Source organism: Sandaracinomonas limnophila (assembly GCF_004005965.1).
Lineage (GTDB): Bacteria > Bacteroidota > Bacteroidia > Cytophagales > Spirosomataceae > Sandaracinomonas > Sandaracinomonas limnophila.
The window spans coordinates 26,898-41,048 of sequence record NZ_SACY01000002.1 but is presented as its reverse complement, the minus strand read 5'-3'; the positions used below and the strand labels follow the sequence as shown (position 1 = coordinate 41,048).

Annotated in this window: 15 protein-coding genes; 9 read left to right on the top strand and 6 right to left on the bottom strand. The window is 36.3% G+C overall.

Going from position 1 to position 14,151, the window contains the following annotated elements:
• Positions 1-1,116 (bottom strand): CgeB family protein, encoded by a 1,116-nt coding sequence (locus EOJ36_RS03700; protein ID WP_127802689.1) that lies wholly within the window; start codon positions 1,114-1,116, stop codon positions 1-3.
• A gap of 6 nt (positions 1,117-1,122) precedes the next feature.
• Entirely contained in the window at positions 1,123-2,226 is a 1,104-nt protein-coding gene (locus tag EOJ36_RS03695) for a tetratricopeptide repeat protein (RefSeq protein ID WP_127802688.1), read from the bottom strand.
• 72 nt (positions 2,227-2,298) lie between these two features.
• Between EOJ36_RS03695 and EOJ36_RS03690 the strand changes: the two genes are divergently transcribed.
• From EOJ36_RS03690 to EOJ36_RS03665, 6 genes are all read left to right on the top strand, one after another.
• Positions 2,299-3,537 (top strand): M16 family metallopeptidase, encoded by a 1,239-nt coding sequence (locus tag EOJ36_RS03690; protein WP_127802687.1) that lies wholly within the window; start codon positions 2,299-2,301, stop codon positions 3,535-3,537.
• Positions 3,538-3,545: 8 nt separating this feature from the next.
• A complete protein-coding gene (gene ispF / locus EOJ36_RS03685) occupies positions 3,546-4,025 on the top strand; it encodes a 2-C-methyl-D-erythritol 2,4-cyclodiphosphate synthase (RefSeq protein ID WP_127802686.1) in 480 nt (159 codons plus the stop codon).
• 293 nt (positions 4,026-4,318) lie between these two features.
• A complete protein-coding gene (locus EOJ36_RS03680; RefSeq protein WP_127802685.1) occupies positions 4,319-6,571 on the top strand; it encodes a RelA/SpoT family protein in 2,253 nt (750 codons plus the stop codon).
• Positions 6,572-6,616: 45 nt separating this feature from the next.
• Complete coding sequence (locus EOJ36_RS03675; RefSeq protein ID WP_127802684.1) at positions 6,617-7,102, top strand: Fur family transcriptional regulator; 486 nt, start codon at positions 6,617-6,619, stop codon at positions 7,100-7,102.
• Between the two features lie 2 nt (positions 7,103-7,104).
• A complete protein-coding gene (locus EOJ36_RS03670; protein ID WP_127802683.1) occupies positions 7,105-8,385 on the top strand; it encodes an adenylosuccinate synthase in 1,281 nt (426 codons plus the stop codon).
• Between the two features lies 1 nt (position 8,386).
• Positions 8,387-8,971, top strand: a complete 585-nt coding sequence (locus tag EOJ36_RS03665) for a hypothetical protein (RefSeq protein WP_127802682.1) — start codon at positions 8,387-8,389, stop codon at positions 8,969-8,971.
• A gap of 182 nt (positions 8,972-9,153) precedes the next feature.
• On the opposite strand, the gene EOJ36_RS03660 is transcribed toward EOJ36_RS03665, so the two are convergent.
• Positions 9,154-9,756: an RNA polymerase sigma factor gene (locus tag EOJ36_RS03660; protein WP_127802681.1), complete on the bottom strand. Its 603-nt coding sequence runs from the start codon at positions 9,754-9,756 to the stop codon at positions 9,154-9,156.
• Positions 9,757-9,996: 240 nt separating this feature from the next.
• Between EOJ36_RS03660 and EOJ36_RS03655 the strand changes: the two genes are divergently transcribed.
• From EOJ36_RS03655 to EOJ36_RS03645, 3 genes are read left to right on the top strand one after another with little or no spacing between them, the layout of a single operon-like run.
• Positions 9,997-10,599: a hypothetical protein gene (locus EOJ36_RS03655; protein ID WP_127802680.1), complete on the top strand. Its 603-nt coding sequence runs from the start codon at positions 9,997-9,999 to the stop codon at positions 10,597-10,599.
• Between the two features lie 53 nt (positions 10,600-10,652).
• Positions 10,653-11,507: a ThuA domain-containing protein gene (locus EOJ36_RS03650; RefSeq protein WP_127802679.1), complete on the top strand. Its 855-nt coding sequence runs from the start codon at positions 10,653-10,655 to the stop codon at positions 11,505-11,507.
• Position 11,508: 1 nt separating this feature from the next.
• Positions 11,509-11,808, top strand: coding sequence for a Dabb family protein (locus EOJ36_RS03645; protein ID WP_127802678.1), 300 nt, complete (start codon positions 11,509-11,511; stop codon positions 11,806-11,808).
• A gap of 34 nt (positions 11,809-11,842) precedes the next feature.
• On the opposite strand, the gene EOJ36_RS03640 is transcribed toward EOJ36_RS03645, so the two are convergent.
• The 3 genes from EOJ36_RS03640 to EOJ36_RS03630 are packed head-to-tail and all read right to left on the bottom strand — an operon-like array spanning position 11,843 to position 14,105.
• Positions 11,843-12,559, bottom strand: a complete 717-nt coding sequence (locus EOJ36_RS03640; RefSeq protein ID WP_127802677.1) for a pyridoxine 5'-phosphate synthase — start codon at positions 12,557-12,559, stop codon at positions 11,843-11,845.
• Positions 12,560-12,598: 39 nt separating this feature from the next.
• Positions 12,599-13,591: an aspartate-semialdehyde dehydrogenase gene (locus EOJ36_RS03635; protein WP_127802676.1), complete on the bottom strand. Its 993-nt coding sequence runs from the start codon at positions 13,589-13,591 to the stop codon at positions 12,599-12,601.
• A gap of 10 nt (positions 13,592-13,601) precedes the next feature.
• Positions 13,602-14,105 (bottom strand): hypothetical protein, encoded by a 504-nt coding sequence (locus EOJ36_RS03630; protein WP_127802675.1) that lies wholly within the window; start codon positions 14,103-14,105, stop codon positions 13,602-13,604.
• Positions 14,106-14,151: the final 46 nt, after the last annotated feature.

Genomic DNA, 14,151 nt, shown 5'->3' with positions numbered 1-14,151 from the left:
TTAAATATGTTTATGAATGATTGAAACTAAATCTTGCACTCGATGTTCCCATAAATGAGAACTGAAAACCTTGGCTTTACCGGCCTCACCAATTTGGTGAGCAATTTGTGGATTATTTTCCAAGTACTTTAATTTATCAATGAGGTCATCAATATGGTCGAAAGTTAGAACTTCCTCATCTTTTTTGTAAAAATCTTCCAAGCCGGGTTTGTTATCGGTTACCAAACAAGTTCCAAAACCTGTTGCTTCAAATAAACGGATATTGCAAGCTTTTTCCACCTCATCTCCGTGGAAATTGAGAGTAGAAACAGATCTTGCTAAAATTTTATACATTTCTAATCCCCAACCGCCCTTGTTGTTATTTGCCTGTAATTGGAAAATTTTCAACAAATTTCTACTGTTTTTGTTCTGAATGATTTCGCGCAAAATGGTTCTTGAAAAAGGATTTAATCCAGTGTCGTAATTTCCAAGGTACAGGTTGAAATCTAGTCCAGATTTTGTTAATTTATGTAAGAAATTCAATCGCGATTGATGAACGGCGGAAATACTTCCACTAAAAGTACAAGTTTCTGTTTTAGTGGAATCTACAAAATTTAAAACTCGAGGGTCAAATGCAAAAGGAAGTAAGGCCGACTTGGTTCCTATTTTTTCAAATTTATGTTGAATGGAATCTAGGCAAGTTAAAATGAGGTCGTACTTTTTATTTTGCTGCAGTAAAGGTTTGACAAAACCATCCCAGGCCATGATAAAACATCCCCTGGGAGCCATAGCTCTAATTTCAGTTTCTTGAATGAGTCCGGTATTTACCAAAATCACATCTGGCTGGTAAAAATTGACTTGTTCATGGAGAATTTCCAAAGCATTCAAGTTCGTTTTTTGGGAATTTTCCTTTAACCAAAATTCTTGTAATTGCGTATGATTAATTACTACTTCAATTGCTTCAAAATCTTCTAATTTGTTTAATTCGAAAGTTATTGCATCTGAAATTGCAATGAAATTGTCAAAAAATAAGCGGTAAGCCTCCTTGAAAGTTGTAGGTTTTTTTTCTACAAATTGATGTTGAATAAATGGGACAATTTTGGGCGGTATGTAAGAAATTCGAAGTAGTTTAAGCATTTCAAATTATTTTTTTAGTCGCTCCAGCTCCTCTAAAGAGTTTTTATATTCAACAAAATTTTCCGCCAAATGTACATATTTTTTGGCAATGGATTTTTGGTTTTTCTTCAAATGAATTCGGGCAAGTCCTAGGTAACTTAATCCTCTGATATCTTTTGTAAATCGCTCTTCAAATGGGAAAAATGTTGATTTTAAATAAAAGGCCTCTGCTTTTGTGTAATCTTTTTGTGCTTCGTATTTCATTCCCTCCAAGGTGTAATAACATCCTTGAAAATATTTATTTTTCGATTGTAGTAATTTTTCACAAAAATCTTCAGCAGCTTCAAAATTTTTAGTCAAGGTCAATAATTCTGCCCTTTGCAAAATGTAAATTAAATTATTCGGATGGTCTTTGATTAAATTGGCTGAAATTCCTAGTCCAGCCGCTGGAGTGCCTTCGTATTTATTCAGGATATAAGGTAAATAAAATTGAGCCTCGTTTTGAACGAACACAGTTTCTGAGCCAGCTTTTTCTAGTTGGCTTAATCCTAATCGTTTATTGCCATCCTTAAAAAACCACATAAACGGTTTGATGATGGGATGCAATTCGGGATAGGCTATGCGGTAATAATGGTAAATTCCAGTTGCATATAAAAATTCAGGTTGCAATTCTACTTTATCTATGCCAATTTTTAAAAAACCGTAGGCATTTTTGGCATAAGATACTGCTTTCATGAAATTTTGACTGTCAGCTTCCTGAGCTGCTAAAAATCCCAAAGATGCCGAACAAAAAAATGCAGCTTCTAAATCTTCCTCATTTTTTTCGTATGCGTTTGAGGCTAAATTATAGGACTTTTCAAGTAATGACTTGTAAGAATTTTTTTGATTTGGATGATCCTGTAAGGGAAAATATTGCCATTCCATTTGCATCGCTAACAATAAATAGCTGGAAGGATGGTTAGGGTATTTTGTCTTTAATTGATTGAAAGTAGCATTTGATTCATTGAAATCAAAGCTATACATGGCATCTAAGCCCGACTTGATTGTCTTGCGGGCCCATGCATCTTTAAGCAATTGAGCTTGCCCTACAAACGAAATCAGTAAAAAAAATAGGATTTTTCTAAGAATCATTTAATTGATAATCTACTACAAAAATAAGGTTTTTCGAGCAGAATGATTATTTTTGTCAATATTTTTTAGTTTATGATACAATTTGAGCAGTTTCAGCTGGATAATGGATTGAAGGTTATTGTTCACGAGGATCCAAGCACCACCTTGGCCGTTTTGGATGTTATTTATGATGTAGGTTCTCGGGATGAAAAATCTAGTAAAACTGGCTTTGCTCATTTATTTGAACATTTAATGTTTGGAGGTTCTGAAAATATCCCCGAATTTGACACGCCCCTTCAGCGAGTTGGTGGTGAAAATAATGCCTTTACAACACCAGATCTAACAAATTATTATATTTCTGTTCCCTATCAAAATTTGGAGACAGCATTTTGGTTGGAATCGGATCGAATGAAGCAATTGGCTTTTAATCCACAGTCTTTGGAAGTGCAACGTAAAGTGGTGATTGAGGAATTTAAGCAGCGTTATTTGAATCAACCTTATGGAGATGTTTGGTTGAAATGGCGACCTATAATTTACAAAAAGCACCCCTATCAATGGCCAACCATTGGGGCAGATATCAAACATATTGAGGAGGCAACCTTAGAAGACGTTAAGGAGTTTTTTAATACGTTTTACAATCCGAGCAATGCTATTTTGGTGGTAGCAGGTCGAGTAAAATTGGATGAGGTTAAGGTTTTGTGTGAAAAATGGTTTGCGCCAATAGATGCAGGTAAAAAATTAGAAAGAAAACTACCTCAAGAGGAGGTGTTGTCTGAAAATACTTTTTTAGAAATCAAGGGAAATGTGCCTGCAAATTGTTTGTACTTGGCATTTCCTGTAGTGGGTAGGTATGAAAAACCTTATCACTCAATTGATTTAATTTCGGATCTTTTAGGACGTGGTGATTCGTCTTTTTTATTCATTGAATTGGTGCAAAAATTACGGATATTTGATTCAATCAGTGCCTATATGACGGGTTCAATGGATCCAGGATTGTTGGTGATTCAAGGATCAGTTTGTGAAGGAATTACTTATGAAAAAGCAATGGCAGAGTTGTACAATACTCTTGATAGATTTTTAGTAGAAGGTATTTCTGAAAAATCTTTACAAAAAGTGAAAAATCAAGCGGAATCATCTTTGGTATTTATGGAGGTTGAGGTGTTGAATAAGGCTATGAATTTAGCCATTGCGGCACTTGCCGGCGACGCCAATGGTGTTAATTTAGAATCTGAAAAAATCAATTCGGTTACGCTTGATGACATTCGTTTTTGGTCAGATAAATTGATAAAAAAAGATAAGCATCATGTGCTTTGGTATCAAAAAAATCAATAAATTACTGTATGAAAATTCGGGTTGGACAAGGCTATGATGTGCATAAATGGGTGGAGGGTCGCCCTTGTATTTTAGGTGGAATTCAAATTCCATCTGATAAGGGTCCTCAAGGACATTCAGATGCGGATGTGGTTTGTCATGTCTTGTGTGATGCACTTTTGGGCGCTGCGAATATGCGAAATATTGGCTATCATTTTTCCGACAAAGACCCACAATGGAAAGGTGTTGCCTCAACTGAATTATTGAAAAAAGTAATGGAAATGATTCGTGAAAAAGGTTTTGAGTTGTCTAATGCAGATGTAACTATTATTTTAGATACACCCAAATTAAATGCACATATACCAGCAATGAAAGAAAATTTAGCGCAAGTCATGAAGATTGACGTTGAAGATATTTCCATCAAAGCAACCACCTCAGAAGGGATGGGATTTGTAGGAAGGGGAGAAGGTATTGCAGCGACTGGAGTAGCGCTTTTAGTTAAAAGTTAAAAGTGATGCTTCGACAGGCTCAGCAACCGACTTTACAAAGTCCGAAGGACTTTACTTGCTTAGCCCGGTGCGAAGCTCCGGGATATAATGAGCAATTACAACGAACCCTGCAGGGATTCAATTTTAAATAGCCCGGTGCGAAGCTCCGGGATATAATGCGCAATTACAACGAACCCCGCAGGGGTTCAATTTTAAATAGCCCGGTGCGAAGCTCCGGGATATAATGAGCAATTACAACGAACCCCGCAGGGGTTCAATTTTAAATAACCTGTGGTGAAACCCCAGGACAAACCATGCAAAAATCACCAGAAAAAGAACGTGAAGAGATTTTAAAAAGGTATCGTAAATTATTACGAACAGCAAAGCCGTTTTTGAAAGATGACGATGCCAAGCAAATTAAAAAAGCCTTTTTGATGTCGATGGAGGCGCATAAAGACATGCGTAGGAAATCTGGTGAACCTTATATTTACCATCCATTGGCAGTTGCTCAAATTTGTGTGGAAGAAATTGGTTTAGGTACAACTTCTATCATTTCAGCTTTATTGCATGATGTAGTAGAGGATACCAATGTGACGCTTCAAGACATTGAAAAGCAATTTAATCCCAAAATTGCTTCCATCATAGATGGTCTTACTAAGATTGCTGGCACATTTGAATACGGTACTTCCCAACAAGCAGAGAATTTCCGAAAGATGTTATTGACACTTTCAGATGATATTCGGGTAATCTTAATTAAGTGTGCAGACCGATTACATAATATGCGCACTCTTACGAGTATGGCTAAGGAAAAGCAAATGAAAATTGCCTCCGAAACCATCTATCTGTATGCACCATTGGCTCACCGTTTGGGTTTAAATGCGATAAAGACCGAGTTAGAGGATTTAGGTTTGAAATATACTGAGCCTGAAGCATACAAGGAAATTGCGAATAAATTAACCGAAAATAAGCGAAGCCGAGAAAATTTTGTGGATCATTTCATTCGTCCAATAAAAAAATCATTGGATGAAAAGAATCTGAATTACACGATTAAAGGTCGTCCAAAATCAATTTATTCAATTTACAATAAAATAAAAAAAAGCAATACACCGTTTGAGAAAATCTACGATTTATTTGCCGTTCGAATTGTATTGGATGTGCCTTTGGATAGGGAAAAAGCAGATTGTTGGGAGGTTTATTCAGTTGTGACCGATCACTATCGTCCCAATCCAAGTCGATTAAAAGATTGGGTTTCTACTCCAAAATCAAATGGATATGAGTCCCTTCACACCACTGTGATGAGTTTGCCATTTGGAAATGACAAGGAAGGTCGCTGGGTGGAGGTTCAAATTCGTTCCAAGAGAATGGATGAAATTGCAGAGAAAGGTGTTGCGGCTCATTTTAAATACAAGGGAACAGATACCAGAACTTCCCAGGCCTTTGAGTCTTGGTTAAGTCAAGTTCGTGAGGCATTGGAATCGAATGACCGGGGACAATCTGCTGTTGAATTGGTAGATGATATCAAAAATTCACTGTATCATGAGGAGATTTTTGTGTTTACACCCAAAGGTAAATTAGTAGTTTTGCAGGCGGGATCAACCGCTTTAGATTTTGCTTTTGATATTCACACTGAAGTAGGTGCGAAGTGTATTGGTGCTAAGGTGGGGGGCAAATTGGTGCCCTTATCGCACAAATTAGCCAATGGGGATCAGATTGAAATTTTAACTTCTTCTAAACAAAAACCTTCGGAAGATTGGTTGAGAATTGTTACAACCACAAAAGCTAAATCGAGGATAAAAGAATTTATCAAGGAGGAAAATAAGGTTTATGTCGTTCAAGGTCGAGATATGATTGAAGCACGACTGAAGCATTTTCAATTTTCAGCTTTGACCTTAGAAATCACCAATCAATTGCGTGCTTATTTTAATGCAAAAGATGCCAATGATTTGTTTTACAGATTTGGTAAAGGTTATTTGTCAATTGACCAATTAAAACATTGGAAATCTGCCCGTGAATTGCAGGAAAGGAAACAGGCAGAAAAGGCTATCAAGGCTCCAATTGTGGATACCAAGACCTTTAAAAAAGAAATGCAGCGCATTGAAGAAGGTCGGAAGGAATCAGATACACTCTTGATTGGCGAGGATATGGACAAGGTGGATTACACCTTAGCCAAATGTTGTAACCCAATTTCAGGTGATGAAGTGTTTGGTTTTGTGACAATCAATGAAGGGATTAAAATTCACAGAAATGCCTGCCCTAATGCAACAGAGCTGCTTTCTAGACATGGTGATCGCGTAATCAAAGCCCAATGGACGAGTCAAATTAAGATGTCTTTTGTGGTTGATTTAATCATTAGAGGAATCGACCGAGTGGGATTAATCAATGATGTGACCAAATTGATTTCATCAGAATTGAAAGTAAATATTACTGGACTTACGATTGGTGTAAATGAAGGATTATTTGAAGGAAAAATATCACTTATGATACAGGATACTCAGCACCTAGATGAGCTGGTGCATGAGTTGGAAAACGTGCCTGGAGTAATTGAGGTTTCGAGGGAGAATTTTTAGTTTTTTACAGAAAATTTGCCTTATTTTACGTGATTTTTATAGTAGATGTCTCAGGAACAAGATAAGTTAGATTCGGTCAAGAAAATTTTCACTGCCTATTTGGAAAACAAAGGTTTGCGAAAGACGCCTGAGCGCTTTGCCATCTTGGAGGAAATCTATTTGAGAGACGATCATTTTGATGTGGAGGAGCTCTATATTTCCATGAAAAATAAGAAATATCAGGTTTCTCGTGCTACCGTTTATAATACCTTGGATGTGTTGGTAGAATGTGATTTGGTAGCTAAGCATCAGTTTGGGAGAAATCAAGCACAATTTGAAAAGTCCTTCGGTCGAAAACAGCACGACCATTTAATTTGTACCGATTGTCACAAAGTAACAGAATTTTGTGATCCTCGCGTTCAAACAATTCAGAGTTTAGTAGGTGACATGTTACAGTTTAATGTCATGCACCATTCATTAATATTTTACGGTTCCTGTACCCGAAAAAATTGCGAGTTTAAGGCGCAGTATCAGGCAAGAAATCAAGATTAATTATGGCAGTTGATGTATTATTAGGTTTGCAATGGGGAGATGAGGGGAAAGGAAAAATTGTTGACGTATTGGCCCCACGTTATCAGGTTGTAGCACGTTTTCAAGGTGGTCCAAACGCAGGACATACCTTAGAATTTGACGGATTTAAGCATGTTTTACACCAAATTCCGTCAGGGATTTTCCGTCAAGAGGTACAAAACATCATAGGAAATGGAGTTGTTTTAGATCCGATTATTTTCAAAAAGGAAATAGAAGGCCTTGCCAAATTTAATTTAGATTTAAGAAAAAACTTAGAGGTGTCTAAAAAGGCATCAATCATTCTCCCGACGCATCGGTTGTTGGATGCTTGCTACGAAAAAGCAAAAGGAGATGCGAAAATTGGAAGTACCTTGAAAGGAATTGGTCCAACTTATACGGACAAAATTTCTCGCCAGGGATTACGTGTGGGCGATATGGTTTCGGCTGATTTTTCAAAAAAATACAATGCTTTGGTAGAACGTCATAAAGCAATTTTAGATGTTTACCAATTTGAATATGATTTAGCAGCTGCTGAAAAAGAATTTTTTGAGGCTGTAGATTTTATGAAAGAATTTGCTTTGGTAGATTCTGAATATTCTATCAACAAAGCCCTTACAGCAGGTAAAACCATTTTAGCTGAAGGTGCACAAGGTTCATTGTTGGATGTTGATTTTGGTTCTTATCCATTTGTTACATCCTCTAATACAGTTACAGCTGGTGCTTGTACTGGTTTAGGAGTTGCTCCAAAGAATATTGGGGAGGTTTATGGAATTTTCAAGGCTTATGCAACTCGCGTAGGTTCTGGCCCATTCCCAACAGAATTGGAAGATGAGGTAGGGGAGAGAATGCGTCAGGAGGGTAGAGAATTTGGTTCAACAACTGGTCGCCCTCGTCGATGTGGTTGGATTGATTTGCCGGCATTAAAATATGCAATGATGATTAATGGAGTAACTCAATTAATCATGATGAAAGTTGACGTATTGAATATTTTTGAGGAAATTAATGTTTGTGTGGGTTACAAAATGCCCGATGGTTCGGTAACTGATCAAATTCCTTATGATATATGTGATGTGAAGGTGACTCCAATTTATGAAACCTTAAAAGGATGGAATTGTTCCTTGGAAGGTATGCGTAAGTTTGAAGAATTACCAGCTGAATTAGCTACTTATATTGCATTTTTAGAGAAACATTTGAATTTACCAATCAATTTTATTTCTACAGGACCAGACCGTGAGGCTTGTGTCTTGAGAGGAAAGTTAGCTTAAAATGGAGAAGGTTGATCTGCAAGCGCTGTATCAGTTTGATGAGATCTATAGGATTTCAAGTGAGCAGAGTGAGCAGAGTGAGCAGAGTGAGCAGAGTGAGCAGAGTGAGCAGAGTGAGCGCGTAGAGGACAAGTCCGAAGGACTTGAAATTCAAGTAACCGGCAGTGAAACTACCGGAAAAAATGAAAACGAATCTTCTAACAAGTCCGAAGTACTTGAAATTCAAGTAACCGATGGTGAAACCATCGGCATCAAAACCGAATGGTTAATAATAGGTGAAGAGGCGGACAGAAAAAGTGTACTAGCAATTTTTACTTCTGCACCATTTAGTTTCCCTGAAGAAAAATTTACATTTCAACCAGCTGAGGGTTGGAGTATAGAACAAATGAGAGATTTTGTTAAAAAATCTACTTCATCAAAAATGGTATTTTTAGGTCACGCTTTTGAATTCTTGAAACTTAAACCTGAGCCCATTGAAAAGGCAAATAGATTTTTCTACTATTTTCCAAAAACATTAAATAGTTTAACAGATTCGGATAAACAGCTTAAAATCCAATTTTGGAATAATTTGAAAAAGATGTTGTGAGAACCACAACATCTTTTTTTTACCTTTTTGAATACGCTATAATCTTGCTAATTATAGATTCGGAAGGCTCCAATAGCTCATCATCTAATTTTTTAAAAATTTCATTAGCAAATAGTTCATCTTCTAAAGAGGAAATATTCATTTGTAAAATTTCTGAATTGTTTGATTTACTGGTGGTTTTTTCATTTGGGGTAAAGTTTTGCGTCATAGGCAAGTTCTTGTTGGTTTAACATTTTTCTTAGGTTAATTAATGCATATCGCATTCTACCTAAAGCTGTATTTATGCTCACTTGGGTTAAATCGGCTATTTCTTGAAAACTTAATTCCTCATAATGTCTCAAAACAAGGACCTCACGTTGCTCATCTGGTAGCCTTTTTACTAACTCTCGTATATTAACGATCTGATCTTGTTTTAATTGTATATCCTCGAAAGAATCTTCTGAAAATTCAAAACTATTGAAAACCATTGAACCATCTTCTAAAATAATTGTTGGATATCTTCTATCTTTTCGGAAATAATCAATGGCTAAATTATGGGCAATTCGAACAATCCAGGGCATAAATTTTCCTTCCTCGTTGTATCGGCCCGACTTCATTACATCAATGGCCTTTATATAGGTTTCCTGCAAAAGATCTTCGGCAATGTAACGGTCTTTTACAATTAAATAAATAGTAGTGTAAACTTTAGATTTAGATTTTTTTACAAGAGTTTCAAAGGCTTTATCATTCCCTTGAAGATAGGCGGAGATTAACGCTGCATCGCTAACTTGATTCTTAATAAACATAAAAATTAAAAATTGGTTAACGTAGAGGTTTTTACATGTAATTTCTCCTTCCTAGGTTTTTGGTGTATGAATAATCTGTCTCAAATGTAGGTAAAACTTTTTAAAAACAAAACAAAAAAGTTGAAAGTTGAGAGTTAAAAGTTAAAAATTGTTATATTTATCCTTCGATTATTCATAATTCATAACCCATAACCCATAACCCATAACCCATAACCCATAACCCATAACTTATAACTCAAAATGAAACATTCCCTTCTTTCAATTGCTTTTATCTTATTTGCAGCCTTTGGTCTTTCTGCTCAAAATCTTTCTGATTATCCTGGAACCTTTAATTTAGAGGATAATCCTTATGTAAAAAAAGTGAAAGTTGAACTACGTGATGCCAAATTAATGGTGATTGCCGAGGGTTTTCCAGATTCAGAATTAACTGCAGGGAAGGCTGTCGATCAATTTGCAATTGGATCAGGAGATTTGTCCATTGAATTTTCTCGAGCAAATGGTAAGGTAGTGGGCTGTAAAATTATGGGTTCCGGACAAGAAATAAAAGGAGTTTTAGCCATAGAAAATGGCTTAAGTTCTTTTGCAGGTACTTTTAAAATGATTGAAAATGAATATGTAAAGAATTTAGTTATCAGTTATGCAGAAGGACAATTGTATTTAACTTCCGATGCAAATGATGGACAAAAATCATTGCTTTCCTCAACTAAAGATGTTGGATCATTTACTACGAATGTACGAGGATATGATGCCGAAGTGACCTTTACGAAAGCAAATGATGCGGTAAAGTCGATCAAACTTTCAGTTGCTGGAGGGGCTGTGGTGTTGACTGGGGAGAGGATTTAGGAGGGATAAGGGATAAGGTATGAGGGATAAGGTATGAGGTAAAAAATATATCTATGAAAAAGTTTTTAAAAATATTTTTTGGGACAATTTTAGTTTTGATCGTATTGTTGGTAGGTGTTGGTGCTATGTTTTTCTATAAAGTAAAAAATGGCTTTCCAGTATCTTATGAAACAGAAAAGCCCGTTTTGTCTATTCCTGCAAACAAATCTGCCATTTTGGTCTTTTCTAAAACTACAGGATTTCGACATGCCGAATCGATCGATGCATCTATTCCCGCCATTAAGAAAATGGAGGAAAAAAATAATTGGTATGTTTATGCAACGGAGCAGGGTGGAGTATTCAATGCGGAGCAATTGAAACAATTCAAGGTGGTTGTGTTTAATAATTCTACTGGTCGAGTTCTTAGTGATGAGCAGCAAAAGGCCTTACAGGAATATGTAGAAAATGGTGGTAGCTTGCTTGGAATTCATGGGGCAGGAGATAATTCGCATCATGCTTGGGATTGGTATACCAATGAATTTTTAGGGGCTGTATTTTCTCACCATTCCATCAATCCACATTTACAAAAAACTGAGGTGAAATTAGAAACAGATATTGATACCTTACTTGGAAAGAATTTAGCTAAATCGTGGAATAATACGGATGAATGGTACGTGTTTTTGAGTCAGCCCAAAGGTGCAAAAGTATTGTATTATATCGATGGAGATAAAATTATTCCAAACGGAAACATGCTTTGGATAAAGGATAAAAACTTTGGAATGGGTAAATATCACCCCGTGGCATGGTATCGTCAAATGGGAAAAGGAAAGGCATTTTATACCTCTATGGGACACTCTAAAGATGTTTGGACTAATCCAGATTATTTAAAAATGATTGAAAATTCCATTAATTGGACAATAAAAAAATAATATGTTATCTCCTATTAGTCACACTGCAGTTTTAAAATTCAAACCGGCAGTTTCTGAACAAGAAAAACTGGAATTTTTCAAAGCTTTGAAGAATTTGGAATCAATTTCAGGTGTACAAAAATTGGAAATTTCTAAACAAATTAGCACTAAAAATCACTTTGAATATTTTTTCTCAATGATTTTTGATACACAAGAAATTTATGATGCTTATTCTAATCATTCTCTACACAATGAATTTGTCCAAACATATTGGATTCCACTTGTAGAGGATTTTATGGAAATAGATACAATTAAAATCTAATTAAACCTTACACCTTATCCCTTATACCTAATCCCTAACTAAGCTGCCTTTTATACAACTGAATCGTATTCTCTAATCCATAATACAAGGCATCGCAAATGAGTGCGTGACCAATAGAAACTTCATGTAGAGGATTTACATTGGCTTTGAAAAATGCTAGGTTTTCTAGGCTTAAATCGTGGCCGGCATTTACTTCTAAGCCCAATTGGTTTGCTCTGAAGGCTGCCTTTCTGTAAGGGGCAACGGCAGTCGTTGGATTCGTTGGAAATTCTGTTGCAAAGGGTTCTGTGTATAATTCGATACGATCAGTACCTGTTTCAGCTGCGGCTTCTATCATTTCTAAAACAGGGTCAACAAAAATAGATGTTCTAATTCCGGCAGACTTAAATTGGTCGATTAATTTAATTAGTAAATCTTTGTTTATGATGGTGTCCCAACCATGATTGGAGGTTATTTGTCCTAATGCATCAGGCACTAAGGTAACCTGGGCAGGTTTAACTGCCAAGACTAATTCACAAAATTTATCCTCCAAAGGATTCCCTTCAATGTTAAATTCAGTTGCGATTACTTTTTTTAAATCATAAACATCTTGGTAACGGATATGTCGCTCGTCTGGTCTTGGATGAACAGTGATACCCTCTGCCCCAAATCTTTCGCAGTCTAAAGCAACTTGGATTAAATCTGGATTATTTCCACCTCTAGAATTACGAAGGGTTGCTATTTTATTGATGTTTACGCTTAATCGAGTCATATCAAAAAGAAGGCCGGATGAACCGGCCTAACATATTTATTAAATCAAATTATTTTTGGCCAAATATTCAGCAATTTGAACTGCATTTGTGGCTGCTCCTTTTCGCAAGTTATCTGCTACAATCCATAGGTTTAAGGTTTTTGGCTGTGTTTCATCTCTACGGATACGACCTACAAAAACTTCATCCTTACCGTGTGCTGTAATTGGCATTGGGTAAACAAAATTCTTTGGATCATCTTGAACGATTACGCCTTCCTCAGCCTCTAACATTGCACGAACTTCAGCTAAATCAAATTCGTTTTCAAATTCAATATTCACCGCTTCTGAGTGTCCACCGATGGTAGGGATTCGAACTGTTGTTGCAGTTACAGCAATGTTGTCGTCCATCATGATTTTCTTGGTTTCCAAAATCATTTTCATCTCCTCTTTCGTATAACCATTATCTAAAAATACATCGATGTGAGGTAATACGTTCAAGTCGATTTTATGCGGATACACTTTTGCATAATCTTCTTTGCCTGCTCTTTCATCAAATAATTGATCAACTGCTGCTTTACCAGTACCAGTTACCGATTGGTAGGTAGAAACTACTACACGCTTAATTTTATATTTTTTGTGCAAAGGATTCAAAACAACTACCATTTGAATAGTTGAGCAGTTCGGATTTGCAATGATTTTATCTGCTGGAGTTAAAGTACTTGCATTGATTTCAGGAACTACTAATTTTTTAGTTGGGTCCATTCTCCAAGCAGATGAATTATCAACCACTGTAATTCCCGCTTCTGCGAATTTTGGAGCAATAGCCAAGGATGTTCCTCCACCAGCGGAGAAAATAGCAACGTTTGGTTTCATCGCAATTGCAGTATCATATCCAACTACTTCATAGTCTTTACCCTTGAAGCTTACCTTTTTACCAATTGAGCGTTCAGACGCTACTGGAATTAATTCTGTAACTGGGAAATTTCTTTCCGCCAAAACTTTCAAGATTTCGCCGCCTACCAAACCTGTGGCGCCTACAACTGCAACTTTCATTTTTTTTGTTTTAAAATTGATAATTTATTCCAAGTTGTGGATTTATCCCATTCTGAGACCTACCACCTGAAACTTGAAAACTTATTTTACTAGGTACTAAACTATTATACTTCTTTAAAGCCTTATTTAGGTGTTTCATACTCACAGAGGCCAATATCACATTGCCCAATGCTGCTGTACCGGCTACCGACCAGTAAAACCCATCTGACACCCGGCTGCTCTCAAAAACTGAATATAAAGCAAAAGCCGTCGTCAATCCTGAAATTATTCTCATAGTCTTCCTCTGACTTTTAAATTTCAGGAATTCATATGAAACTTCTGGGTCCTTGGCCTCCAAAAGTGGAATTTGTAAAGCAAGCGGTTGGTCTATAATTTGATTTTTGTAAATAAATTTTTGACCCCACCAATTTAGTCTGGTTTCAATCGGTTCTAAGGCAGAATTTTGAATACTTTGACCTAAAATTTGCTGCCCAAAAACAACGCCGAAAAAAAAGACTAAATGCTTGAATTTCACAATGCCAAAGGGTTTAAGAGTGTAAAAATAATAAAAAAAGATGTAA